At 68.9% G+C, this 22,297-nt stretch carries 25 protein-coding genes and 1 pseudogene; 9 read left to right on the forward strand and 17 right to left on the reverse strand.

Annotation, left to right across the window (positions count from 1 at the left end):
* Positions 1–118 precede the first annotated feature (118 nt).
* Both JHW48_RS03220 and mnmH read left to right on the forward strand, forming a co-directional pair.
* Positions 119–664, forward strand: coding sequence for a L,D-transpeptidase (locus JHW48_RS03220; RefSeq protein WP_119887843.1), 546 nt, complete (start codon positions 119–121; stop codon positions 662–664).
* An 8-nt stretch (positions 665–672) separates the two neighbouring features.
* Entirely contained in the window at positions 673–1,719 is a 1,047-nt protein-coding gene (gene mnmH / locus JHW48_RS03225) for a tRNA 2-selenouridine(34) synthase MnmH (protein WP_119887846.1), read from the forward strand.
* On the opposite strand, the gene JHW48_RS03230 is transcribed toward mnmH, so the two are convergent.
* The 9 genes from JHW48_RS03230 to JHW48_RS03270 all read right to left on the reverse strand — a co-directional run bounded on the left by JHW48_RS03230 (position 1,720) and on the right by JHW48_RS03270 (position 9,450).
* Complete coding sequence (locus JHW48_RS03230) at positions 1,720–2,520, reverse strand: purine-nucleoside phosphorylase (protein ID WP_119887844.1); 801 nt, start codon at positions 2,518–2,520, stop codon at positions 1,720–1,722.
* Complete coding sequence (locus JHW48_RS03235) at positions 2,504–3,532, reverse strand: ABC transporter permease (protein ID WP_119887845.1); 1,029 nt, start codon at positions 3,530–3,532, stop codon at positions 2,504–2,506. The genes JHW48_RS03230 and JHW48_RS03235 overlap by 17 nt, the downstream gene beginning before the upstream one ends.
* Positions 3,529–4,632 (reverse strand): ABC transporter permease, encoded by a 1,104-nt coding sequence (locus tag JHW48_RS03240; protein ID WP_272835744.1) that lies wholly within the window; start codon positions 4,630–4,632, stop codon positions 3,529–3,531. The genes JHW48_RS03235 and JHW48_RS03240 overlap by 4 nt, the downstream gene beginning before the upstream one ends.
* Entirely contained in the window at positions 4,632–6,281 is a 1,650-nt protein-coding gene (locus tag JHW48_RS03245) for an ABC transporter ATP-binding protein (protein ID WP_240637963.1), read from the reverse strand. The genes JHW48_RS03240 and JHW48_RS03245 overlap by 1 nt, the downstream gene beginning before the upstream one ends.
* Positions 6,281–7,270 carry a BMP family lipoprotein gene (locus JHW48_RS03250; RefSeq protein WP_119887622.1) on the reverse strand — a complete coding sequence of 330 codons (990 nt, stop codon included), beginning with the start codon at positions 7,268–7,270 and terminating at the stop codon, positions 6,281–6,283. Before JHW48_RS03250 ends, JHW48_RS03245 begins: the two co-directional genes overlap by 1 nt.
* A gap of 80 nt (positions 7,271–7,350) precedes the next feature.
* Positions 7,351–7,773, reverse strand: a complete 423-nt coding sequence (locus JHW48_RS03255; protein ID WP_119887621.1) for a GNAT family N-acetyltransferase — start codon at positions 7,771–7,773, stop codon at positions 7,351–7,353.
* Positions 7,770–8,375 carry a tRNA (adenosine(37)-N6)-threonylcarbamoyltransferase complex dimerization subunit type 1 TsaB gene (gene tsaB / locus JHW48_RS03260; protein WP_119887620.1) on the reverse strand — a complete coding sequence of 202 codons (606 nt, stop codon included), beginning with the start codon at positions 8,373–8,375 and terminating at the stop codon, positions 7,770–7,772. Before tsaB ends, JHW48_RS03255 begins: the two co-directional genes overlap by 4 nt.
* A complete protein-coding gene (locus JHW48_RS03265; protein WP_119887619.1) occupies positions 8,368–8,928 on the reverse strand; it encodes a NifU family protein in 561 nt (186 codons plus the stop codon). Before JHW48_RS03265 ends, tsaB begins: the two co-directional genes overlap by 8 nt.
* A 63-nt stretch (positions 8,929–8,991) precedes the next feature.
* Positions 8,992–9,450 (reverse strand): universal stress protein, encoded by a 459-nt coding sequence (locus tag JHW48_RS03270; protein ID WP_119887618.1) that lies wholly within the window; start codon positions 9,448–9,450, stop codon positions 8,992–8,994.
* A gap of 182 nt (positions 9,451–9,632) precedes the next feature.
* On the opposite strand from JHW48_RS03270, the gene JHW48_RS03275 reads away from it, so the two are divergent.
* Positions 9,633–10,421 (forward strand): sugar transferase, encoded by a 789-nt coding sequence (locus JHW48_RS03275; RefSeq protein WP_272835746.1) that lies wholly within the window; start codon positions 9,633–9,635, stop codon positions 10,419–10,421.
* On the opposite strand, the gene truA is transcribed toward JHW48_RS03275, so the two are convergent.
* The 7 genes and pseudogenes from truA to JHW48_RS03310 form a co-directional block, all read right to left on the reverse strand.
* The gene (truA, locus tag JHW48_RS03280; protein ID WP_119887617.1) at positions 10,379–11,173 is read right to left on the reverse strand and encodes a tRNA pseudouridine(38-40) synthase TruA; all 795 of its coding nucleotides are present in this window, start codon (positions 11,171–11,173) and stop codon (positions 10,379–10,381) included. The genes JHW48_RS03275 and truA overlap by 43 nt on opposite strands.
* Positions 11,173–11,988, reverse strand: a complete 816-nt coding sequence (locus JHW48_RS03285; RefSeq protein WP_272835747.1) for a 5-bromo-4-chloroindolyl phosphate hydrolysis family protein — start codon at positions 11,986–11,988, stop codon at positions 11,173–11,175. Before JHW48_RS03285 ends, truA begins: the two co-directional genes overlap by 1 nt.
* A 298-nt stretch (positions 11,989–12,286) precedes the next feature.
* Positions 12,287–13,236 (reverse strand): annotated as a pseudogene (gene lpxK, locus JHW48_RS03290) (tetraacyldisaccharide 4'-kinase).
* A 36-nt stretch (positions 13,237–13,272) separates the two neighbouring features.
* The gene (locus JHW48_RS03295) at positions 13,273–14,451 is read right to left on the reverse strand and encodes a 3-deoxy-D-manno-octulosonic acid transferase (RefSeq protein WP_119887914.1); all 1,179 of its coding nucleotides are present in this window, start codon (positions 14,449–14,451) and stop codon (positions 13,273–13,275) included.
* Positions 14,451–14,696, reverse strand: a complete 246-nt coding sequence (locus JHW48_RS03300; RefSeq protein WP_119887915.1) for a DUF4170 domain-containing protein — start codon at positions 14,694–14,696, stop codon at positions 14,451–14,453. The genes JHW48_RS03295 and JHW48_RS03300 overlap by 1 nt, the downstream gene beginning before the upstream one ends.
* Before the next feature lie 77 nt (positions 14,697–14,773).
* Positions 14,774–15,682: an SDR family oxidoreductase gene (locus tag JHW48_RS03305; RefSeq protein WP_119887916.1), complete on the reverse strand. Its 909-nt coding sequence runs from the start codon at positions 15,680–15,682 to the stop codon at positions 14,774–14,776.
* A 117-nt stretch (positions 15,683–15,799) separates the two neighbouring features.
* Entirely contained in the window at positions 15,800–16,585 is a 786-nt protein-coding gene (locus tag JHW48_RS03310; protein ID WP_119887949.1) for a tellurite resistance TerB family protein, read from the reverse strand.
* A gap of 231 nt (positions 16,586–16,816) precedes the next feature.
* On the opposite strand from JHW48_RS03310, the gene tuf reads away from it, so the two are divergent.
* The 6 genes from tuf to JHW48_RS03340 all read left to right on the forward strand — a co-directional run bounded on the left by tuf (position 16,817) and on the right by JHW48_RS03340 (position 21,720).
* Positions 16,817–17,992 (forward strand): elongation factor Tu, encoded by a 1,176-nt coding sequence (gene tuf, locus JHW48_RS03315; protein ID WP_272835618.1) that lies wholly within the window; start codon positions 16,817–16,819, stop codon positions 17,990–17,992.
* Positions 17,993–18,069: 77 nt separating this feature from the next.
* Positions 18,070–18,645: a hypothetical protein gene (locus JHW48_RS03320; RefSeq protein ID WP_119885051.1), complete on the forward strand. Its 576-nt coding sequence runs from the start codon at positions 18,070–18,072 to the stop codon at positions 18,643–18,645.
* Positions 18,646–18,784: 139 nt separating this feature from the next.
* Positions 18,785–19,072, forward strand: a complete 288-nt coding sequence (locus JHW48_RS03325) for a ribbon-helix-helix domain-containing protein (RefSeq protein WP_119885050.1) — start codon at positions 18,785–18,787, stop codon at positions 19,070–19,072.
* 89 nt (positions 19,073–19,161) lie between these two features.
* Positions 19,162–19,557 carry a VOC family protein gene (locus JHW48_RS03330; RefSeq protein ID WP_119885049.1) on the forward strand — a complete coding sequence of 132 codons (396 nt, stop codon included), beginning with the start codon at positions 19,162–19,164 and terminating at the stop codon, positions 19,555–19,557.
* Between the two features lie 56 nt (positions 19,558–19,613).
* Positions 19,614–20,135 carry a gluconate 2-dehydrogenase subunit 3 family protein gene (locus JHW48_RS03335; RefSeq protein WP_119885048.1) on the forward strand — a complete coding sequence of 174 codons (522 nt, stop codon included), beginning with the start codon at positions 19,614–19,616 and terminating at the stop codon, positions 20,133–20,135.
* Positions 20,136–20,145: 10 nt separating this feature from the next.
* Entirely contained in the window at positions 20,146–21,720 is a 1,575-nt protein-coding gene (locus JHW48_RS03340) for a GMC family oxidoreductase (protein WP_119885047.1), read from the forward strand.
* 36 nt (positions 21,721–21,756) lie between these two features.
* On the opposite strand, the gene JHW48_RS03345 is transcribed toward JHW48_RS03340, so the two are convergent.
* On the reverse strand, positions 21,757–22,257 hold the full coding sequence (locus JHW48_RS03345) for a DUF892 family protein (protein ID WP_119885046.1): 501 nt from the start codon (positions 22,255–22,257) through the stop codon (positions 21,757–21,759).
* Positions 22,258–22,297 lie beyond the last annotated feature (40 nt).

Genomic DNA, 22,297 nt, shown 5'->3' on the forward strand with positions numbered 1-22,297 from the left:
AGATGTGGCCGCCATGCCGCGCGGTCAAGCCCGGCGCGGCCACAAACCGTGACGTGAGTTGCGGCAAGGCCCGGATTCGCGCTATGTCCGGGACAAGACCAAGGACAAGGACAGTGCCATGAACCGTCGTCAGGTGATCTCTCTGGCCGCTCTGCTGGCCGCCGCGCCGTCGCTGGCCATGGCGCAGGCGGGCGCCGACCCCTATGCCCCCACCCAGGTCGCGATCCGCGAGGATTTCGAGGTGGGCAGCATCGTGGTCGTCAGCAAGGACTTCTTTCTGTATCACGTGACCGCGCCGGGCCGGGCGACGCGCTACGGCGTGGCCGTGGGCACGGCCGAGCTGGTCTGGAAGGGCAAGGCCACCGTCGGGCGCAAGGTCGAATGGCCCAGCTGGCGGCCCACGAACGACATGATCGCGCGCAACCCGGACGCCTATCAGAAATATGCCGACGGCATGCCGGGCGGTCCGCAGAACCCCCTGGGGGCGCGGGCGCTCTATCTCTATAACGAACGGGGCCAGGACACGGCGATCCGCATCCATGGCACGACCGATCCCGGATCGATCGGGCGGGCGGTGTCCAACGGCTGTCTGCGCATGCGCAACGAGGCCGTGATCAGCCTGTTCGACCAGGTGCCGATCGGCACGCCCGTCTACGTCTTCTGATCACGGTGCTGGTCCTGTCATCGGTCGCGGACCCCGCCCTGGCGGGGTTCGACCAGATCATCGATGTCCGGTCGCCGTCGGAATATGCCGAGGATCACCTGCCCGGCGCGATCAACCTGCCGGTGCTGGATGACGCGGAACGGGCGCGGGTCGGCACGATCTACAAGCAGGTCTCGCCCTTCGACGCGCGCAAGCTGGGGGGCGCGCTGGTCGCGGCCAATGCGGCGCGCCATATCGCGGGGCCGCTGGCGGACCGGGACGGGGCGTGGCGGCCCTTGGTCTATTGCTGGCGCGGCGGCCAGCGGTCGGGCAGCTTCGCCACCATCCTGGAACAGATCGGCTGGCGCGTCGGGCGGATCCAGGGGGGCTATAAATCCTGGCGCGGGCTGGTCGTGGACCGGGTCCAGAACGGGCCGGTGCCCGCCCCGGTGATCGTGCTGGACGGCAATACCGGCAGCGCCAAGACCGCCATCCTGCAGCGCCTGGCGCTGCGAGGTCATCAGGTCATCGACCTGGAGGGCCTGGCCCGCCATCGCGGCAGCCTGTTCGGCGCCCATCCCGACGGATTGCAGCCCAACCAGAAGATGTTCGAGACGACTTTGGCCACCGCCCTGGCATCGCTGGACCCCGTCCGCCCCGTGCTGGTCGAGGCCGAAAGCAGCCGCATCGGCCGCATCACCCTGCCCAAGGCGATCTGGCAGGCGATCTGCGCGGCGCCGCGCCTGCGGCTGCAGGTGCCGGTGGGCGCGCGGGCGGCCTTCACCGCGGCCAGCTATGGCGACATGGTGGGCGATCCGGGCCGGGTGGCGGCGATCCTGGACCAGATCGCGCCGCTGCATCCGGGGGATCGCGTCGCCGCCTGGCGCGCGGCGCTGGATCGGCGCGACTGGCAGGACCTGTCCGAGGGGCTGCTGCGCGATCACTACGATCCGCGCTATGACAAGCACCGGGCGCGCCATGATGACGGGCGGGGCCGTGTGGTCGCGCTGGAGGATCTGCGCGACCTGGACGCCGCCACCCGGCGGGTCGAGGCCGCGTTGGCGGCGATGGGCTGATCAGCCCTCGCGCAGGAACCGGCGCAGGATGCGTTCCAGGTTGGCCGCGCCTTGGGGCGCCATGGCCTTGGTATGGTCATGGCTGATCGATTCGTCCGACAGCCCGGCCCCCATATTGGTGATGACCGACACCGCCGCCGCCCTGAGGCCCAGAAACCGCGCCAGGATGATCTCGGGGACCGTGGACATGCCGACCGCATCCGCGCCCAGGATGCGGGCGGCGCGGATCTCGGCCGGGGTCTCGAAGCTGGGACCCGAGAACCAGCAATAGACGCCTTGGGGCAGGGGAATGCCCTCGGCCTCGGCGGCGCGGGCCAGGCCCTCGCGCATGGGGGCGTCATGGGCATCGGTCATGGGCACGAAGCGCGCCTCGCTGGCCTCGCCAATCAACGGGTTGGTCCCGGCAAAGGCGATGTGGTCGTTCAGCATCATCAGCCCGCCGGGCGGGATGTCGGGGCGCAGCGATCCGGCCGCATTGGTCAGGATCAGGCGCTGGCAGCCCAGCTCGGCCAGAACCTCCAGCACGGGGCGCATGACATCGGCGCGACCCGATTCGTAGTAATGCGCCCGCCCGCCCAGCACCGCGATGCGCCGCCCCTCCAGCTGGCCGATGACCAGGCGCGGGGAATGGCCCGACACGCCCGCATGGGGAAAGCCCGGCAGGTCGGCATAGGGAATGGACACACCATCCACCCCGTCGGCCAGCGATGCCAGCCCCGACCCCAGGACCAGCGCATAATCGGGGGCCGCGTCGCCCGCGCGGGCGCGGATGGCGGCGGCGGTCTCAGCGCTCCTTGACATAGGGCTGTCCTCCGGCACGGGGGGGGATGGCGCGGCCCACGAAGCCCGCCAGGATGATGACGGTCAGGATATAGGGCAGGGCGTTCATGAACATGGACGGCACCGTGATGATCCCCAGATCCAGGTTCGGATAGAGGTTCGCGATGGATTCCAGCAGCCCGAAGAGGAAGGTCGCGAACAGCGCCTGCCACGGCCGCCACTTGGCGAAGATCAGCGCCGCCAGCGCGATGAAGCCGCGCCCGGCGGTCATCTCCTTGACGAAGCCTGCGGACAGGCCGGTCGCCAGATAGGCCCCGGCGATGCCGCAGAGGATCCCGCAGATCGCCACGGCCGTGTAACGCAGCCGGGTGACCGACACGCCCGCCGTATCCACCGATGCGGGGTTTTCCCCCACCGCCCGCAGGCGCAACCCGAACCGGGTGCGGAACAACACCCACCAGGTGATCGGCACCATGGCGAAGGCCACATAGACCAGGATCGTCTGGCCGGAGATCAGCCCCGAATAGATCGGGCCCAGCACCGGCACCTCGCGCAGCTCGGCCGCGAAGGGCAGGGTGATGGGCTGGAACCGCCCCGCACCCGTCAGCGACGGCGTCCGCCCGCCCAGGCCGAAGGCGTTCTGCCCGATCAGCACCGTCAGTCCCGAGGCCAGGAAGTTGATCGCCACGCCCGAGATCAGCTGGTTGCCCATGAAGGTGATGGATGCCAGCCCGTGGATCAGCGACAGGGCCAGCGACCCGCCGATCCCGGCGGCCAGGCCCAGCCAGGCGCTGCCGGTGATATAGGCGACCGATGCGGCGGTGAAGGCCGCCATCAGCATCTTGCCCTCCAGCCCGATGTCGAAGACCCCGGCGCGTTCGGAATAAAGCCCCGCCAGACAGGCCAGCAACAGGGGCGTCATCAGGCGCAGCGCGCTGCCGATGCCCTGCTGGGCGGCGGGGCCGTCGGCAAAGGCCCAGATCAGGCAGATGCCCAGCACGATAAAGGCGATCAGCGATTCGCGGATGTTCATTTCGCCGCCCCCCGGTTGCGGCGCATGGCCAGGAAGGCGCGCTCTAGCGGCATGCGGACCATGTTGTCCAGCGCGCCGGTGAACAGGATCACCAAGGCCTGGATCACCACAATCAGCTCGCGCGGGATCGAGGTCCAGAGCGCCAGCTCACCCCCGCCCTGATAGAGGAACCCGAACAAGAGCGCCGCCAGCAGGATGCCAAAGGGATGGTTGCGGCCCATCAGCGCGACGGCGATGCCGATGAAGCCCGCGCCCTCGACCGCGTTCAGGACCAGGCGCCCGGCCTCGCCCATGACATTGTTGATGGCCATCATGCCGGCCAGCCCACCCGAGATCATCATGGCGATGATCGTGATGCGCACCGGGTTGATGCCCGCATAGATCGCGCCGGGTTCGGATTTGCCGAGCGCGCGGATCTGATAGCCGAGCCGCGTGCGCCAGATCAGCACCCAGACCAGGAAACAGGCCGCCAGCGCCACCAGGAAGGTCACGTTGGCGGGCGTGTTGCGGCCCCAGACCATGCCGAAGCCTGCGGCGATGTCGGTCAGGGCGGGCAGGTTCGTCTCGGCCGGAAAGCGGGCGGTGGCGGGGTCCATGCTGCCCGTCGGGCGCAGCAGGTTCACCAGCACATAGTTCAGCACCGCCGCGGCGATGAAGTTGAACATGATCGTGGTGATGACGATATGGCTGCCCCGCTTGGCCTGCAGCAGCGCCGGGATGAAGGCCCAGGCCGCCCCGAAGAGCGCCGCCCCGATCATCGCGGCGGGCAGCGCCAGCCCCCAATGCGGCAGCGGCAGATAGAGCAGCACCAGCGCCACCCCCAGGCCCCCCATCGCGGCCTGCCCCTCGCCCCCGATATTGAAGAGGCTGGCGTGATAGGCGACCGCCACGGCCAGCCCGGTAAAGATGAAGTTCGTCGCGTAATACAGCGTGAATCCCCAGCCATAGGAGGATCCGAGCGCCCCCTCGACCATGGTCTTCAGCGCCATCCAGGGGCTTTCCCCGATGGCCAGGATGACCAGCGCGGATATCCCCATCGCCAGGATCAGCGAGATCAGCGGCGTCAGGATGACATCGGCCCATTTCGGCATCTTGTCCATCAGGCGGACCCTTCCGGCAATTCGTCGACATGCGCCTGCCCCGGCGGGATGCCGGCGCTGTCGGGGGTGTTTTCCGTATCGGTGATCCCGGCCATCAGCAGGCCCAGCTCCCCGGTCGTGGTCTGGTCGGGCAGGCGTTCGCCCATGATCCGGCCGTCGAACATCACGGCCACGCGGTCCGACAGGGCCAGGATCTCGTCCAGCTCGACGCTGACCAGCAGCACGGCCTTGCCCGCGTCGCGCAGCGCCACGATCTGCTTGTGGATGAATTCGATCGCGCCGATATCGACGCCGCGCGTCGGCTGGCCGATCAGCAGCAGGTCGGGATTGCGCTCGATCTCGCGCGCGACAACGAGCTTCTGCTGGTTCCCGCCCGAGAAGTTGCGCGCCGCCAGCCAGCAGTCGCGGGGCCGCACATCGAAACGCTCCATCTTGGCCTGGGCGTCGCGGCGGATGGCGTCATTGTCCATCAGCGCGCCGCGGTTGAATTCGGGCGCGTCCTGCCAGCCGAAGGCCACGTTCTCCCATGCGGTGAAATCCATGATCAGGCCTTCGACCTGACGATCCTCGGGGATGTGGCCGATGCCGTCGCGGCGGCGCTGGCCCGCATCGCAGCCGCGCCCGGACAGGGGCAGGGGCGCGCCGTTCATGCGCACATCGCCGGTGACCTTGGCGCCCTTTTCCGGGTATCCGCCCAGGATCTCCAGCAGCTGGGTCTGGCCGTTGCCGCTCACCCCGGCGATCCCCAGGATCTCGCCCGCGCGGATGTCCAGGCTGATGCCGCGCAGACGCTCGACCCCGTCATCGTCGATCATGGTCAGGTCGCGCACCTCCAGGACCGGCGCATCGGGCCGGGCGGGGGTCTTTTCGACGTTCAGCAGGACCTTGCGCCCGACCATCAGCTCGGCCAGCTCCTCGGGGCTGGTCTGAGCGGTGCGGACTGACGCCACCATTTCGCCGCGGCGCATGACCGACACATTGTCGGTGATCTCCATGATCTCGCGCAGCTTGTGGGTGATCAGGATGATCGTCTTGCCCTCGTCGCGCAGCCCTTCCAGGATGCGGAACAGGTGGTCCGCCTCGGCCGGGGTCAGCACGCCGGTGGGTTCGTCCAGGATCAGCAGATCGGCCTGGCGATACAGCGCCTTCAGGATCTCGACCCGCTGCTGGTGCCCGACGGAAAGGTTTTCCACCACCTCGTCGGGATCCACGTTCAGCTGGTATTCGGCGGCCAGACGTTTCAGCACCCCGCGCGCCTTGGACAGCGACGGGCGCAGCATCGGCCCGTCCTCGACGCCCAGGATGATGTTCTCCAGGACGGTGAAATTCTGCACCAGCTTGAAATGCTGGAAGACCATGCCGATGCCCGCGCGGATCGCGGTCTGGCTGTCGGCGATGGTGATCGGCTGGCCGCCCACCAGGATCTGGCCCTCGTCCGGCTTGTAGAAGCCGTAGAGGATCGACATCAGCGTCGATTTCCCGGCGCCGTTCTCGCCGATGATCCCGTGGATCGTGCCGCGCGGAACCGTGAGGTTGATGTTGCGGTTCGCCTGGACCGGCCCGAATGCCTTCGAGATGCCGCGCAGCTCGATGGCAGCGGGGGCGGCCGCGTCCGGCCGCCCCCCTTTCATGTCGCTCGGGGCGTTCATCAGGCGGCCGGGCAGGTGTTGTCGGTCATGTAGTCATGCACCTCGACCTCGCCCGAGGTGATGGCGGCGCGCGCCTCATCCACGGCGGCCTGCATCTCGGCGGTGACCAGATCGGCGTTGTTCTCGTCCACGGCGACGTCCACGCCCTCGGCGGCCAGGTCCATGACCCGGATGCCCGGCTCCAGATCCGTGCCGGCGGTGAAGGCGTCGAAGACGGCGTTGTCCACGCGCTTGACCATCGAGGTCAGCACCTGGCCCGGATGCAGCGCGTTCTGGTTGCTGTCCACGCCGATCGACAGGATGCCCTCATCCGCCGCCGCCTGCAGCACGCCGATGCCGGTGCCGCCGGCTGCCGCATAGATCACGTCGGCGCCTTGGGATTTCTGCGCGCGGGCCAGTTCGCTGCCGCGCACCGGGTCGTTCCAGGCGGCGGGGGTGGTGCCGGTGAAGTTCATCAGCACGCGCCCCTCGGGCTGGACCGACTTGAACCCCTGGGCAAAGCCGCAATGGAACTTGTGGATCAGCGGGATGTCCATGCCGCCGATGAAGCCGACCGTGCCGGTCTCGGACGCCATGCCGGCCATGACGCCGGCCAGGTAGCTGCCCTCCTGTTCGGTGAAGACGATCGACTGGACGTTCGGCGCCTCGACGACCATGTCGATGATCGCAAAGCGCGTGTCGGGGTAATCGCCCGCCACCTGGGTCAGCACGTCGCCAAAGGCAAAGCCCACCATCACGATCGGGTTCGACCCGCTTTCGGCCAGACGGCGGAGCGCCTGCTCGCGCTGCGCCTCGGACTGCATCTCCAGCTCGCGATAGGACCCGCCGGTCTCCTCGACCCACCGCTGCGCGCCCATGAAGCCCGCCTCGTTGAACGACTTGTCGAACTTGCCGCCCAGGTCATAGATCAGCGCCGGATCGGCCAGCGCCGCACCGGTGGACAGCACGGCCATGGCCGAGCCCGCAAGCAGCGATTTCATCAGGGACATGTAGGAACCTCATCCTGTTTTCGCGGGCGATTCAACGGGCCCGCCTGATCGCCCGATTAGGGCGCATCGCCGGGGGCCGGTCAACCGCCTTCTTGGATGACACGCAGCGTCAGACGCATGACGATCGCATCCGTCGCGGGCCCGTAATAGCGGCGTCTGCGGCCGGCTTCCAGCCAGCCCTGCGCGGAATAGAGCGCGCGTGCCGCAAGGTTGTCGCAGGCGACCTCCAGAAAGGCCTGATCCGCGCCCATCCGCGCCGCCCTGCCCGCGAATGCGGCAGTCAGCCGCCGCCCCACGCCGCCCCTGCGCGCCTCGGGCGCGACGGCCAGGGTCAACAGCTCGGCCTCGCCCGCCAGCGCCCGGCCCAGCAGGAAGGCGTCGCGGCCCTCGGTCAGCAGGAACACCCCCGGCATGTCCAGCATCGCGGCAAAGGCCGTGGCGGGCCAAGGCGGCGGCAGGGTGAAGCAGCGCGCATGCAGCGCGGCCAAGGCCTCGGGGCTCATGTGTCCAGGATGACGGGGGGCGCGTCGCGGGCGGGGGCCGCATCCGCCGGGCGTAGATAAAGGGGCGCCGGGCGCGGCGCGGGGCCGATGGCGGCCCGGGTGCGGGCCAGGCGCGCGACGCCGTCGGCGATCCCGACTGCCGGCGCAGCCGGCGCGGGGCCGGGCGGCAGCGCGCCGTCCGCAGCTTGCTGCGGACGGCTGCCCCCCTCGGGCTCCTCCGGCATCAGGTCCTGCCAGATCACCTGGCCGCCGCGGCCGGGGATCACGATGCGGCAGGGCCGGGCCAGACCCCAGGCCAGGGCCTCGGTCGCGGGCACGCCGATCGCCGGGCGCTCCAGCGCCAAGGCCAGCCCCCGCGCGGCCGCCACGCCCAAGCGGATGCCGGTGAAATTGCCCGGCCCCGTGCCCACGCCGATCACGTCCAGATCCGCCCAGGCCAGCCCCGCCTCGGCCAGCATCTCCTCCAGCAGGGGCATCAGGCGCTCGGCCTGACCCTTGGCCATCTCCTCCTGCCTGTGGGCGATCAAGACGTCACCGCGCAGCAAAGCGGCCGCGCAATGCGCGGCCGATGTGTCGAAACCCAAGGTGATCCGGTCAGGCAACGGGCCGGACCTCGACCACTTCGGGGATATAGTGGCGCAGCAGGTTCTCGATCCCCATCTTCAGCGTCAGGGTCGATGACGGGCAACCCGCGCAGGCCCCCTGCATGTGCAGATAGACCACGCCCCGGTCGAAGCCGTGAAAGGTGATGTCGCCGCCATCCTGGGCCACCGCGGGGCGCACGCGGGTGTCCAGCAGCTCCTTGATCTGGCCGACGATCTCGGCATCGGGGCCGTCATGGGCGGCATGGCCCGCACTTTCGGGCGCGGCCCCCTCGATCGCGGGGGCACCGGACTGGTAATGCTCCATGATCGCGCCCAGGACCGAGGGCTTCAGATGGTCCCATGGCACGTCATCGGCCTTGGTCACGGTCACGAAATCGCGGCCCAGGAACACGCCCGTCACGCCCTCGACCGCGAAGATCCGCCGCGCCAGCGGCGACGAGGCGCCGGTATCGGGCGACGGGAAATCGGCCGTTCCGCTGCCCAGAACCGTGTCACCGGGCAGGAATTTCAGCGTGGCGGGGTTCGGGGTCGTCTCGGTCTGGATGAACATGGGGGCGCTCCTTTGATGCCTGATATGGCGATCCGGGCGGCACGGGTCAAGCGGTGCAGCCCCTCAGGTGATCGCCTCCAGCCGGTCCTTGGACAGGTCGCCCGGAACCAGGGTGATCGCGCAGGGCAGGGCGGTGGGGTCGCGCAGCAACTTCGTCAGGACGGGGTTCGTGCTGCTCTTGTCGGTGGACAGGCCGATGACGACGACGCCCACCTCGCCATCCTCGGTGATCTGGGCCAGCAGCTCCTCGGCGGTGTCGCCTTCGCGGATGACCAGTTCGGGTTCCACCCCGGGCCGGGTCCGCATCCATTTGGCGAAGACCTCGAAATGCGCCTCGATCCGTTCGCGCGCCTCGGCGCGCATCACCTCGGCCACGCCGAAGCCGTGCTGGATCTCCTCGGCGGTGATGACCGACAGGATGACGACCGACGCGCCCTGCGACTTCGCCGCCCGCATCGCGGCAAAGCGCATCGCGTTCAGGCATTCCTTGCTGTCGTCCAGAAGAACCAGAAACTTGCGCATCCAAGGCCCGTGATGTCATTCGCTGCGTCGGGCAGAGTGGCCGATGTGCCGCTGTCGCGCAAGTGATTGCCTGATCTGCAGGCGAAGTGTTCCCTATCGGGCGCCGATGTGCTAGCGCCGTCAGGGACTTCCGACCAAGACATTCCTGGGCCTGCGGCCATCATCTGACAGCGGACGGCATCGTGACGATCCACCATGACTGGGACAAGACAGACGCGGCCCGGTTGACCGCGCCCAAGATGGCCTGGTTCATGGGCGAAGCGACCGCGCCCGGCGTCAACCCGATGCCGACCAGCAAGCGCGTCTTCGACATCGCGCTGGCGCTGGCGCTGTTGGTGCCGCTCTCCGTCGTGATGCTGTCGGTGGCCCTGATCCTGCTGATCCTGCAGGGGCGTCCCATCTTCTATGCCGCGCATCGGATGCGCGCGCCGAACCAGCCCTTCACCCAGTGGAAGTTCCGCACCATGCTGTGCGAGGAGGACGATTTCGGCGCCACCGGCGCGCACAAGGCCTGGCGCATCACCCCGGTCGGGCGCTTCCTGCGCCGCTCGCGCATCGACGAGCTGCCGCAGCTGTTCAACATCCTGCGCGGCGACATGAGCTTTGTCGGGCCCCGCCCGCCGCTGCGCGAATATGTCGAACGCTTTCCCGCCGTCTATGGCCAGGTGCTGCATTCGCGGCCCGGCGTCACCGGGCTTGCCACGCTGATCTATCACCGCCACGAGGACCGCATCCTGGCCCGCTGCAAATCGGCCGAGGCGACCGAGGCCGCCTATTACCGCCGCTGTCTGCCCGCGAAGCTGAAGATCGACCTGATCTATCAGCGGCACCGGACGCTGCGGCTGGACCTGTGGATCCTGTGGCACACGCTGAAGATCGTGATCTCGCGCCGCGACGAACGCCCCCGCCGCCGTCGGCGCGGCCGCAGCTATCTGCCTGTCGGGCCGTCCCGGAAGGGGTCCGAGGGGTAGCCCACCCCCGTCAGATAGAGGCCCTGCGGCGGGCAGACCGGCCCACAGGCCGCCCGGTCCCGCGCCGCCAGCGCATCGCGCACACGCTCCGGCGCCCATGACCCCGCGCCCACCCGCTCCAAGGTGCCGACGATGCTGCGCACCTGGTTGTGCAGGAAGGACCGCGCCCGCAGGTGAAAGCGGTATTCGCACCCATGGGGGACGGGGCTTTCCTCGATCGTGATCTCGTCGATGGATTTCACCGGGCTTTTCGCTTGGCAGATCGAGGATCGGAAGGTCGTGAAATCGTGATGCCCGACCAGATGCGCGGCCCCCGCCCGCATCAGCGCCGCATCCAGCGGGTTCAGCACCTGCCAGACCTGGCCGCGCCCATGGGTCAGCGGCGCGCGCCGCGCCACCAGCCGGAAGGTGTATCGCCGCTCACGCGCGGAGAACCGGGCGTGGAAATCGTCATCGACCCGCGCCGCCGCCAGGATCGCCACGGGGGCGGGCTTCAGGTGCCAGTTCAGCGCCTCGGCCAGGCGGAACGGATCCCAGTCCCGCGCCAGATCCGCATGGGCGACCTGGCCCGTGGCATGCACACCCGCATCGGTGCGGCCCGCCGCCGCGATCCGCGCGCCCGCCGCAAAGCCGGGGTCGAGGCGCGCCAGCGCGGTCTCGATCGCGCCCTGCACGCTCGGCTGATCGGCCTGAGCCTGCCAGCCGGCGAAGGGGGCGCCGTCATATTCGACCTTCAATGCAAAGCGGGGCATCAGTCGCGCGGGGTCTTCTGGCCGGGAAAGGGCATGCGCAGCAGGTCGTCCAAGGTCTGCGCCTCCTGGCTCTGCAGGGCGGGGCGGTCCTCGGGGGCCAGGCGGGTGGCGGCGCCGGTCAGCCCCTCGCGCGCCAAGCGGTCGCGCAGGACCGACATCTCGACATCCAGCGCGTCGCGGTCGCCGTCCAGCAGCCGGTCGGCCCGGGCGGCGAAGTCGCGCTGCAGATCGTCCATGAAGGCCTCGTAGGCCGCCCGCGCGGCCCCATCGCCGGTCACCACATAGAGGTCGGCAAAGCGTACCGTCGCATCGCGCGCGCCCTGCAGATAGACGCCCAGATAGCGCCGCGCCGATCCCAGCCCGCCGGGATTGTCGCGCAGCCGGTCGAACAGCTGGCGGACCGAGGCGTCAAAGCCCATCACCCGCCCGGTCAGCCGCCGGTCGCCAAGCCGCGCGATGGCCTGCTGCATGGCCTGCAGATTCCCCTCGGCCTCGTCGATCATGCGTTGGGCGCGGTCCTGCTGGAACCCGTCCACGCCGTCGGGGCGCTTGTCGCGCCACGGGTCCAGGCCGAAGGCGATCTGGTGCAGCACCATGCCCGCAGCGCCGATCAACCCGGCCTCGGCCCAGGCCCCCGGCATGGCGGCCCCGAGGCCCAGCCCCATCCCCGCCAGCGCGCCGCCGAACAGCTTGCGCGGAATGGCCGGGCGCTTGGCCACGCGGCGCGCCTCGAACCCGGCCTGCGCGACCAGCCCCTCGCGCGTCATGTACATGCCGCTGGCCACCAGGCCGAAGGCCGCCAGGTCGGTGACCATGCCGGTCGCCCCTTGGAAGAACGCCCCCAACAGGAAGGGCGTCGCGGCCAGGGTGATCCATTTGGGCCGCCCCTCATGCGGGTGGCGGGGGTGGGTGGCAGGGCCGTGTGACCGGCATTGGGCGAAAACCGCCCCGTGATGCGCTGCGACATGACGGCCCCCTCAGCCCGCGCCCGCCAGCGAGGCATAGAGCGTCAGCATCAGCAGCAGATAGAAGCTCAGCCGGGCTTGGGCATTGCGGGACATGGTCAACCTTTCGCGGATCAGGACCCCTTATATCGGCATCGGCGCCGGGGATTCAAACCGGGGATGGAAACAGCCGGTCCAGCGCCGCGCGCAAGGGCGCGTCATCGGCCAGCGTCAGGCGCACGGGCAGGGCCATGACCTTGGGGCGGAAGGCGCGGGGCAGGCGGGCCGCGTCCTTTTCGGTAGTGACCAGCTGGGCGCCGGTCAGGCGCGATTCCGCCTCCAGCCGGGTCAGCAGGGCGGGGGTGAAGGGCTGGTGGTCGTCCAAGGCCTCGGCCCGCACGACATGGGCGCCCAAGGCCTGCAGGGTGGCGAAGAACTTCTCGGGGTGGCCGATGCCGGCAAAGGCCAGGACCCGGTGGCCGCGCCAGTCGATGCCCGTCCGCAGCGGCGCCAGATGCCCGCGCAGCAGCGGCGGCGCGCCGGGCGGGGGGGCAAAGCCCGCCTGTGCCGCATCCGGCCCGATGGCCAGCAGCAGGTCGGCCCGCGCCAGCCCCGCCGCCACGGGTTCGCGCAAGGGTCCCGCCGGGATGCACAGCCCGTTGCCGAAGCCCTTGGCCGCATCCACCACCACCAGCGACAGGTCATGGGCCAAGGCCGGGTCCTGGAACCCGTCATCCAGCAGGATCGCCTGCGCCCCCGCGGCCACGGCGGCGGCGGCGCCCGCGCGGCGGTCATCGGCGACCCAGACCGGGCCGAAGGCCGCCATCAGCAGCGGCTCGTCCCCGGTCAGCGCCGCGTCATGGGCGCGTTCATCCACCCGCAGCGCCGCCACGGCCGAGCCGCCATAGCCGCGCGAGACGACATGCGCCGCGATCCCGCGCGCCGACAGCGCCATCTGCAGATGGATGACGGTGGGGGTCTTGCCCGTCCCCCCGGCATTCAGATTGCCTACGCAGATCACCGGCACGCCGGGCCGGGCGCGGTCGCCCTGGGCCAGCCTGCGGGCCGTGGCGCGGGCATAGGCGGCCCCCAGGGGGGGCGCAGCAGGCGCGCGCGCAGGCTGGGCGGGCGCTGGAACCAGAAGGCGGGGGCGGGTCATGCGGGGATCTCGGCGGGGCGGTCCATCAGGCGGGACAGGCGTTCGGCGATGCGCAGCGCGACATCGGCGCCGCCGGTGCTGACGGTCCAGGCATTGGTGGCCAAAGTGGCGATGGATTCGGGCTGGATCAGGTCGGTCACGGCCTGGGGCAGGTCGTCGGCATGGCGCAGCGCGCGGGTGGCGCGCGCGCCGGTCAGCTGGCGCCATTCGGTCGCATGGGCGCCCTGTTCCGGGCCATGGATGATCGCCGATCCCAAGGCGGCGGGTTCGAACGGGTGGCGCATGGCGTCGCCGCGTCCGGTCAGGGTGCCGCCCATGAAGGTCACCGGCGCCAGGCGATACCACAGCCCCATCTCGGTCGGGCCGTCGGTCAGCAGGACCTGGATCTCGTCGCCCAGATCGTCATCCTCGGCGCGGCGCGACAGGGTCAGGCCCTGATCCTCGACCTTGCGGGCCAGGGCGGGCAGGCGGGCGGGATCATGGGGCGAAAGGATCAGCAGCGCGCGATGGGCGCGGCGCAGCACGGCCTGATGGGCGGCCAAGACCGCGTCCTCCTCGCCCTCGGGCAGGCTGGCCGCGAACCAGGCGTGGCGGCCGTTCATCTGCTGGGCCATGGACATGCGTTCGGTTTCCGAACAGGGCAGGGGCTCGTGGATTTCCGAGACGGGGCCGGTCATCACCGGGTCCAGCCCCATGCGCCGGGCCAGGTCCAGGCTGGCCAGATCCGCGACCATGACAGCCGCCGCCCCCTCCAGCAGCTGGCGGCGCATCGAGGCCTGCAGGCCCCAGCCCAGGTCCTGGGCGTTCAGGCGCAGCTCGGCCAAGGCGACGGGCAGGTGGCGCGCCCGCGCCGCCGACAGCAGCGCCGGCGGCAGCGCGCTGCCCAGCAGCAGGACCGCGCGCGGCCGCGCCCGGTCCAGGATCATCGCGGCCAGGGCCGGGTCGTCGCCCGCGTCGCCCCGCGCATCCGCCTGCATGCGCAGGATACGCAGGCCCGGACGGGCGCGGCGCAGGGCGCGGGTGATCTGACCCTCGGCCCGGACGGCATCGGGCGAGACATGCACAAGGATCGCCGGCCCGCTGCCGGGCGGGATCTCGGGCAGGGGCGGGTCGTCATGGCGCCTGCTGCGCAGATGCAGCCACAGGCCCAGCTGACCCAGCCCGGTGCCGGCCATCAGGCGCCCAGTTCCTCGGTCGGGCTGACCTCGCGTTCCTCGTCGCGCAGACGGTGCAGATGCGCGATGAAATAGCGGGTATGGGCGCTGTCGACGGTGCGCTGCGCCTCGGCCTTCCAGGCGGCGAAGGCGGTTTCGTAATTCGGGAAGATCCCGACCATGTGGATCGCTTTGGTGTCGCGGAACTGGGTGCCTTGCGGGTCGATCAGTTCTCCGCCGAAGACGAGATGCAGGCGCTGGCTCATGGGGCCTCCGATAGGGTTGGGACGCCATGAACCTAACGCGGCAGCGCAGCGAGAAAAAGCGGATTTGCGGGACGGGCTTAAAGCCCGCCGCCGCCGACCGATCCGAAGAACTCGCCGGTGATGTAGCTGCCCTCGTCCGAGGCCAGCAGCACATAGATCGGCGCGATCTCGACCGGCTGTCCGGCCCGGCCCAAGGGCTGGGTCGCGCCATGTTCGGCGGCCTTTTCGGTGGGCTGGCCACCGCTGATCTGCAGCGCGGTCCAGTAGGGGCCGGGGCAGACGGCGTTCACGCGGATGCCGCGCGGCGCGACCTGCTTGGCCAGCGACTGCGCGAAGGCCACGTTCGCGGCCTTGGTCTGGGCATAGTCGAAGAGATGCGCCGAGCCCGAGAACGCCTGGACCGAGGAGGTGATGATGATCGACCCGCCATTGCCCATATGCGGCAGCGCGGCGCGCGTGACCCAGAAGGGGGCATAGACATTGACCTTCATGGTCGCGTCGAAATCCTCGGTGGTCAGGTCCTCCAGCCTTTCGCAGAACTGCTGGCGCCCGGCATTGTTGACCAGGATGTCCAGCCCGCCCAGCTGCGAGACCGCGCTTTCGACCAATTGCTTGCAGAAATCCTCGTCCCGCAGATCGCCGGGGATGGCCACGGCGTTTTGACCGCTGTCGCGGATCGCCTGGACGATCACGTCGGCATCGGGCTGTTCGTCCGGCAGATAGGTGATGGCCACATCCGCACCCTCGCGCGCGAAGGCGATGGCGGCGGCGGCGCCGATGCCGCTGTCGCCGCCGGTGATCAGGGCGCGCTTGCCCTTCAGCCGGCCCGTGCCGCGATAGCTGGTCTCGCCATGATCGGGCAGCGGGTCCATCTTGGTGGCAAGCCCCGGATAGGGCTGTTCCTGCATCGGGTAATCGGGCCGGGGCAGGCGCGGATCGGCGATCGCGCCGCTGCGGAAGACGGGCTGGGGAGGGGTATCGGACATGGGAACCTCGGGGCGGGTTGGGATGCGTCGCCGGGCCAACGGCGGGTCGCGTCGAAAGGTTCCGGCCTCTTGTCCAGACAAATGGCCCCGCCCGGTCGGGGGCGGGGCCATGCGCGGTCAGGCGTTATAGAGCGGCATGACCCCGGCTTCGGCATGGATCTCGTTCACGGTGGCGCGGTCCAGCGACAGCCCGGTCGCCAGGTCGTTCAGATAGCGCGCCTCGGCCTCGTTGTCGAAATCGATGGCCAGAAGCGACATCAGATAGACCTGGCGCTCCATCCCCTCGGGGACGTCGCGGGCCAGCGCCGCGGCATCGACGGGGGCGGCCATCTGGTCGCGGATGAATTGGCGTTCCTCGGCATCCAGGTCGTCGCCCAGATGGCCCAGCAGGCGCTGGCGTTCGCCCTCGTCCACATGGCCGTCGGACTTGGCGGCCTGGATCATCGCGCGCAGGATCAGCCCGGCCATGGCGTTCTGTTCCGGGGTGGGCGCGGTCTGGGGTTCGCCGTCATGGGACAGCGCGTCGTCGAACAGCGATCCGAAGGTCGCCTGGTTCGAGGGCTGGCTGTCCTTCTGCGCCAGCGCGCCGCCCGCGGCCGCCCCGCCCAGAAGGCCGCCCAGCACCTGGCCCAGGCCTCCGCCGGACCCGGCGCGCCCGCCCAGGCTGTCCAGCAGACCGCCGAGCGATCCGCGCCCCGTCCCGGTTCCGCCGCCAAGGATCGAGCCGATCGACCGGTCCTGGCCCGATTGCGGCAGGTTGTTTCCGAACAGGCTCTCCAACAGCCCGCCGCCGGTGGTGCGGCCTTGGCCGGGCTGGCCGCCCTGGTTGCGCATCGCGTTGCCGATGCCCTTGGCCAGCATCACGCCGGCGGCGACCTTGGTCAGACTTTTCATCAGGCTCATGCCAATCCTCCTGCATGGGGCCGGCGGGCTGGCTGCCCGCATCGGCGGTGCAGGAACGACAGGGGCGGGGCGCGGGTTCCGGGTATGGCATGCCCTGCCGCCACGGCCTGCGCAAATGACGGGGCGGGCGCGTTCCTTGCCCTTGATTTTTCCCCGACCGCCTTATAGATCGCAGCGCACGTCAAATCCGGGGCCGTATCAGCCATGCCCCGCGGTATCCAGGAGGGCCACATGGCAAAGGCAAAGTTTGAACGCAATAAACCGCATGTCAACATCGGCACCATCGGCCATGTCGACCACGGCAAGACGACCCTGACCGCCGCGATCACCAAGTACTTCGGCGAGTTCCGCGCCTATGACCAGATCGACGGCGCGCCCGAGGAAAAGGCCCGCGGGATCACGATCTCGACCGCGCATGTGGAATACGAATCCGAGAACCGCCACTATGCCCACGTGGACTGCCCGGGCCACGCCGACTACGTCAAGAACATGATCACCGGTGCCGCCCAGATGGACGGCGCGATCCTGGTCGTGAACGCCGCCGACGGCCCGATGCCGCAGACGCGCGAGCACATCCTGCTGGGCCGCCAGGTCGGCATCCCCTACATGGTCGTCTACCTGAACAAGGTCGACCAGGTGGATGACGAGGAACTGCTGGAACTGGTCGAGATGGAAGTGCGCGAGCTGCTCAGCTCCTACGACTATCCGGGCGACGACATCCCGATCATCAAGGGCTCGGCCCTGGCTGCCATGGAAGGCCGCGACAACGCCATCGGCGAGGATTCGATCCGCGCGCTGATCGCCGCCGTCGACGACTACATCCCGACGCCCGAGCGCGCCGTGGACCAGCCCTTCCTGCTGCCGATCGAGGACGTCTTCTCGATCTCGGGCCGCGGCACCGTGGTCACCGGCCGCATCGAGCGTGGCGCCGTGAACGTGGGCGACGAACTGGAGATCGTGGGCATCCGCGACACCAAGAAGACCACCTGCACGGGCGTGGAAATGTTCCGCAAGCTGCTGGACCGCGGTGAGGCCGGCGACAACGTGGGCGTGCTGCTGCGCGGCATCGACCGTGACGGCGTCGAGCGTGGCCAGGTCCTGGTCAAGCCGAAATCGGTCACCCCGCACACCCAGTTCGAGGCCGAGGCCTATATCCTGACCAAGGAAGAGGGCGGCCGCCACACGCCGTTCTTCGCGAACTACCGCCCGCAGTTCTACTTCCGCACGACGGACGTGACCGGGACCGTCAAGCTGCCCGAGGGCACCGAGATGGTCATGCCCGGCGACAACCTGAAGTTCGAGGTCGAGCTGATCGCGCCGATCGCCATGGAAGAGAAGCTGCGCTTCGCCATCCGCGAAGGCGGCCGCACCGTCGGCGCAGGCGTCGTTTCCAAGATCATCAAGTGATCTGACACAACGACAGTCGGAAAGGGCCGCCCCCAGGGGCGGCCCTTTTTCATGGCAGCTCGGAGAGATTCACCGTCATGTCCCGGATCCTGATTCCGTTGCAGGCTGTCGACCGCTGGCCGCGATGGCTGCGGCTGATTGCGCTTCTGATGTTCTTCATACCATTCCTGCCGGTTCTCAATCAGATGGCCAGATGGTCCTCGCTGCCTGTGCCCGGTGAACGCGAACTGAAGGTGCTGCCGCAGATGGTCGGAGCGGCGGTCTATCTGATCGTCATGCTGCCGGTCATCATGGCAGGGCTTGAAAAGCAGCCCCCGAAATCCGAGGCAAGACGCGTCTTCCTGGGGGTTGCACTGCCCGTTTTCCTGATCGTGATGTCTTGGCAAAGCGGGGCCGCGGGCTGGCCCTTCCTGGATGCCTTGATCCGGGGTCGACCGGTCGAGGCGACCTATGTGATCCGCGAGGTGACGCTTGGCGGAAACAGGGAATGCCGCAATTCTGTCCGGTTCGTTGGCCTGCCGATCCTCTGGGATCGGGTTTGCTGGGTCAGCCCCGATGTCCTGCGCGAACTTCAGCCCGGCATGTCTGTGACCGTGACGGGCAGGGGAACGCGGTCATGGCTGATCACGTCGGGTGACCTGCGTCTGCCTTGATGACAAGTGCCGTGGAACGCCCGCTATTGGGCGCCGGGTCTGCCTGACGCGAGGGCTGTGGCATACCCAAAAAGTCGCGTTGACCGGGCGGGGCCGGGGGGTGACAATAAAGGGGCGCAACCAGCCCCGGACCAAGCCGATGTGCCAGATCTTTGCCGGACAGCATCCGGACCGCTATGAAACCGTAACCCGGCGGCTGCGGCTGAACGGGCAATCGACCTCGATCCGGCTGGAGCGGGTCTTCTGGCAGCTGCTGGACCGGGTCGCCGCGCGCGAGGGGATGACCACCCCGGCCTTCATCTCGAAGCTGCATTCCGAGGTACTGGAACTGCATGGCGAGGCGCGCAACTTCACCTCGCTGCTGCGCTGCGTGGTGACCCTGTCCCTGGGCGAGGATCAGGCCCCGCCCGCCATCGCCGCCGAATAGGTTTTTCGCCTGTAGTAATCCCATACTACCCACGCCCCCGCGACCGCCCCTAGCCTGACAGGGAAGACGGCAAACCGCAGGAGGGCCCGATGGCCAAGTACATCCATTCCATGATCCGCGTTCTGGACGAGGCGGCCTCGGTCGATTTCTACGACCGCTGCTTCGGCCTGAAGGTGGCCGAGCGGCTGGATTTCGAGGCCTTCACCCTGATCTATCTGTCCAATGGCGAAAGCGGCACGGAACTGGAGCTGACGGTCAACAAGGACCGGACCGAGCCCTATGACCTGGGCGACGGCTATGGCCATGTGGCCTTTTCGGTCGATGACGTCGATGCGGAACATGCCCGCATGACCGAGGCCGGCTTTGCCCCGCGCAAGCTGGTCGATTTCGCCCCGGGCGGCGCGGTGATCGCGCGCTTCTTCTTCATCAAGGACCCCGACGGCTATGAGATCGAGGTCCTGCAGCGCGGGGGACGCTACCAATAGCCCGCCCGCGCCGCTTGGGAGGGCGGCGCGCGGCCCAATGACAGGGAGGAGGAACCATGTCCCGATTGAACGAGCAGGGGCTGACCCGGCGTGCGCTGCTGTCGCGTGCCGCGGCGGCCGGGGCGCTGGCGGTGGCGGGGGCGGGCTTCATCGCCGCGCCCGACGGGGCCTGGGCCATGGAGGTCCGCGCGATCACCGAACATCAGATGGCGACGCTGCTGCAGATGGCGCGCGACATCTATCCCCATGACCGGGTCGGCGACCGCTTCTATGCGGTGGCGATCCGCGGCCATGACACGCCCGAACAGGCCGAGACCGTCGCCCGCGGCATCGAGGCGCTGGACGCCGCCGCACGCGAGGCGGGCTTTGACAGCTATCTGGCCGCCGGGTGGGAGGCCGAGCGCGTGGCCATCCTGCGCACGATCCAGGACGGGGATTTCTTCCAGATGGTGCGCGGCGGTCTGGTGACCGGGCTCTACAACCAGAAGGAGGTCTGGCCGATCTTCGGCTATGAGGGCGAGAGCTTTTCCGAGGGCGGCTATATCGACCGCGGTTTCGACGACATCGACTGGCTGTAGGGGGCGGATCATGGCGAATGCAGCGAAATTCGAACTGACGGATGACAGCCTGGTCGTCATCATCGGCACGGGCGCGGGCGGCGGGGTGCTGGCCAACGAACTGGCGCAGAGGGGCGTCAAGGTCGTGGCCCTGGAGGCCGGCGGGCGCTATCTGCCCGAGGATTACATCAACGACGAATGGGACAGCTTCGGCCAGCTGGCCTGGACCGATCCGCGCACGACCAGCGGCGATTGGCGGGTGGCGCGCGATTTCAGCGGGTTGCCCGCCTGGATCGTCAAGGCGGTGGGCGGCACGACCACCCATTGGGCGGGCGCCGCGATCCGCTTCCAGGATCACGAATGGAAGGCCCTCAGCACCTATGGCGCGGTCGAGGGCGCGAGCCTTCTGGACTGGCCCATCGACGCGGCCGAGATGGCGCCGTGGTACGACAGGGCCGAGGCCAAGCTGGGCGTCACCCGCACCGGCGATTTCCCCGGCCTGCCCGGCAACAACAACTACAAGGTCTTCGAGGCGGGGGCCAAGGCGGTGGGCTATGACCAGGTCTCGACCGGGCATATGGCGATCAACAGCGTCGACAATGACGACCGCCCGGCCTGCCAGCAGACGGGCTTCTGCTTTCAGGGCTGCAAATGGGGGGCCAAATGGTCGTCGGCCTATACCGACATCCCCAAGGGCGAGGCGACGGGCAATCTGGAGGTGCGCGAACATGCCCATGCCGCCCGCATCCTGCATGACGACCAAGGCCGCGTCACAGGGGTCGAATATTTCGACCGCGACGGCGCGCTGCAGTTCCAGGCGGCGCGCATCGTGGCCGTGGCGGGCAACAGCTTCGAAAGCCCGCGCCTGCTGCTGAACAGCGCCAGCAGCCTGTTCCCCGACGGGCTGGCCAACAGCAGCGGGCAGGTCGGGCGCAACTACATGCGGCACATGACCGGGTCGGTCTATGGCATCTTCGAGCGGCCGGTGCGGATGTGGCGGGGCACGACCATGGCGGGCATCATCCAGGACGAGGCCCGCCACGACCCCTCCCGCGGCTTCGTCGGCGGCTATGAGCTGGAGACCCTGGCCCTGGGCCTGCCCTTCATGGCGGCCTTTCTGGACCCCGGGGCCTGGGGCCGCGAATTCACCAGCGCCCTGGATCAGTACGAGAACATGGCCGGGATGTGGATCGTGGGCGAGGACATGCCCCAAGCCAGCAACCGCGTCACCCTGTCCGAGACCGAGGACCGGTTCGGCCTGAAGGTCGCCAACGTGCATTTCAGCGACCATCCCAACGATGTCGCCATGCGCAACCATGCCTATGAACGGGGCCAGGCGATCTATCGTGCGATGGGGGCCACGCGGACCCTGCCGACTCCGCCCTATCCCTCGACCCATAATCTGGGCACGAACCGCATGTCGGACCGGGCAGAGGACGGCGTGGTGAACAGATGGGGCCAGAGCCATGACATCGCCAACCTGTTCGTCAGCGATGGCAGCCAGTTCACCACAGGTGCGGCCGAGAACCCGACCCTGACCATCGTCGCGCTGGCCATGCGCCAAGCCGATCACATCGCGCGCGAGATGTCGGCCGGAACGCTGTGACGAAAACGCCCGGCGGGGGACCGCCGGGCGTCGATATCAGGCTTGGGCCGCGGCCTTGTTGATCCCGCCCTCGGCCAGCTGGGTCATGTGCACATCGCCGTCGCGGGTGCGTTCCAGACAGTCCTGCAGCACCGCGCCGTCGCCGTCCAGTTCCAGCCGGTTGGCAAAGCTGCGCAGGCAGCCATAGCCCGCGATCGCGTAATGGGTCAGGCGCTGATACTGGGTGATGATCGCCGCGTCGCGCACCGCGTCATCGCCGAAATCGGCCTGCAGCGCATGCTTGCGGGCCTCGGTCACCAGACCCTCCATGCCCTTGCAATGTTCGCCCGTCGGATCCTCGCCATGTTCGTTGCACAGGCTGGCCAGCGCCTCCATCCCGCGCGAGATGCCCTCGTTCCCGGCGATCAGCGCCTCGGCCAGTTCGCGCGATTGGGCCACGCGGCCCATTTCCGTCACCACCGACATCGACTGCTTGCAGGCCGAATAAAGGTCCTTCAGCTGGTCGATATAGAGATCCTTCAGCGTGTTCATCGTCATCCCGCGTCCTTTCACAAACCGGTGCGTCCTCCCTCCAACG

This window comes from Paracoccus aestuarii, assembly GCF_028553885.1.
GTDB classification, from domain to species: Bacteria; Pseudomonadota; Alphaproteobacteria; order Rhodobacterales; family Rhodobacteraceae; genus Paracoccus; species Paracoccus aestuarii.

Bases quoted from the DNA above. Each gene is read 5' to 3' on its own strand.
- JHW48_RS03220 (WP_119887843.1), top strand. From the start codon at position 119: ATGAACCGTCGTCAGGTGATCTCTCTGGCCGCTCTGCTGGCCGCCGCG.
- JHW48_RS03230 (WP_119887844.1), bottom strand. From the start codon at position 2,520: ATGTCAAGGAGCGCTGAGACCGCCGCCGCCATCCGCGCCCGCGCGGGC.
- JHW48_RS03235 (WP_119887845.1), bottom strand. From the start codon at position 3,532: ATGAACATCCGCGAATCGCTGATCGCCTTTATCGTGCTGGGCATCTGC.
- JHW48_RS03240 (WP_272835744.1), bottom strand. From the start codon at position 4,632: ATGGACAAGATGCCGAAATGGGCCGATGTCATCCTGACGCCGCTGATC.
- JHW48_RS03245 (WP_240637963.1), bottom strand. From the start codon at position 6,281: ATGAACGCCCCGAGCGACATGAAAGGGGGGCGGCCGGACGCGGCCGCC.
- JHW48_RS03250 (WP_119887622.1), bottom strand. From the start codon at position 7,270: ATGTCCCTGATGAAATCGCTGCTTGCGGGCTCGGCCATGGCCGTGCTG.
- JHW48_RS03255 (WP_119887621.1), bottom strand. From the start codon at position 7,773: ATGAGCCCCGAGGCCTTGGCCGCGCTGCATGCGCGCTGCTTCACCCTG.
- JHW48_RS03265 (WP_119887619.1), bottom strand. From the start codon at position 8,928: ATGTTCATCCAGACCGAGACGACCCCGAACCCCGCCACGCTGAAATTC.
- JHW48_RS03270 (WP_119887618.1), bottom strand. From the start codon at position 9,450: ATGCGCAAGTTTCTGGTTCTTCTGGACGACAGCAAGGAATGCCTGAAC.
- truA (WP_119887617.1), bottom strand. From the start codon at position 11,173: ATGCCCCGCTTTGCATTGAAGGTCGAATATGACGGCGCCCCCTTCGCC.
- JHW48_RS03285 (WP_272835747.1), bottom strand. From the start codon at position 11,988: ATGGTCACCGACCTGGCGGCCTTCGGCCTGGTGGCCAGCGGCATGTAC.
- JHW48_RS03295 (WP_119887914.1), bottom strand. From the start codon at position 14,451: ATGGCCGGCACCGGGCTGGGTCAGCTGGGCCTGTGGCTGCATCTGCGC.
- JHW48_RS03300 (WP_119887915.1), bottom strand. From the start codon at position 14,696: ATGAGCCAGCGCCTGCATCTCGTCTTCGGCGGAGAACTGATCGACCCG.
- JHW48_RS03305 (WP_119887916.1), bottom strand. From the start codon at position 15,682: ATGTCCGATACCCCTCCCCAGCCCGTCTTCCGCAGCGGCGCGATCGCC.
- JHW48_RS03310 (WP_119887949.1), bottom strand. From the start codon at position 16,585: ATGAGCCTGATGAAAAGTCTGACCAAGGTCGCCGCCGGCGTGATGCTG.
- tuf (WP_272835618.1), top strand. From the start codon at position 16,817: ATGGCAAAGGCAAAGTTTGAACGCAATAAACCGCATGTCAACATCGGC.
- JHW48_RS03320 (WP_119885051.1), top strand. From the start codon at position 18,070: ATGTCCCGGATCCTGATTCCGTTGCAGGCTGTCGACCGCTGGCCGCGA.
- JHW48_RS03325 (WP_119885050.1), top strand. From the start codon at position 18,785: ATGTGCCAGATCTTTGCCGGACAGCATCCGGACCGCTATGAAACCGTA.
- JHW48_RS03330 (WP_119885049.1), top strand. From the start codon at position 19,162: ATGGCCAAGTACATCCATTCCATGATCCGCGTTCTGGACGAGGCGGCC.
- JHW48_RS03335 (WP_119885048.1), top strand. From the start codon at position 19,614: ATGTCCCGATTGAACGAGCAGGGGCTGACCCGGCGTGCGCTGCTGTCG.
- JHW48_RS03340 (WP_119885047.1), top strand. From the start codon at position 20,146: ATGGCGAATGCAGCGAAATTCGAACTGACGGATGACAGCCTGGTCGTC.
- JHW48_RS03345 (WP_119885046.1), bottom strand. From the start codon at position 22,257: ATGACGATGAACACGCTGAAGGATCTCTATATCGACCAGCTGAAGGAC.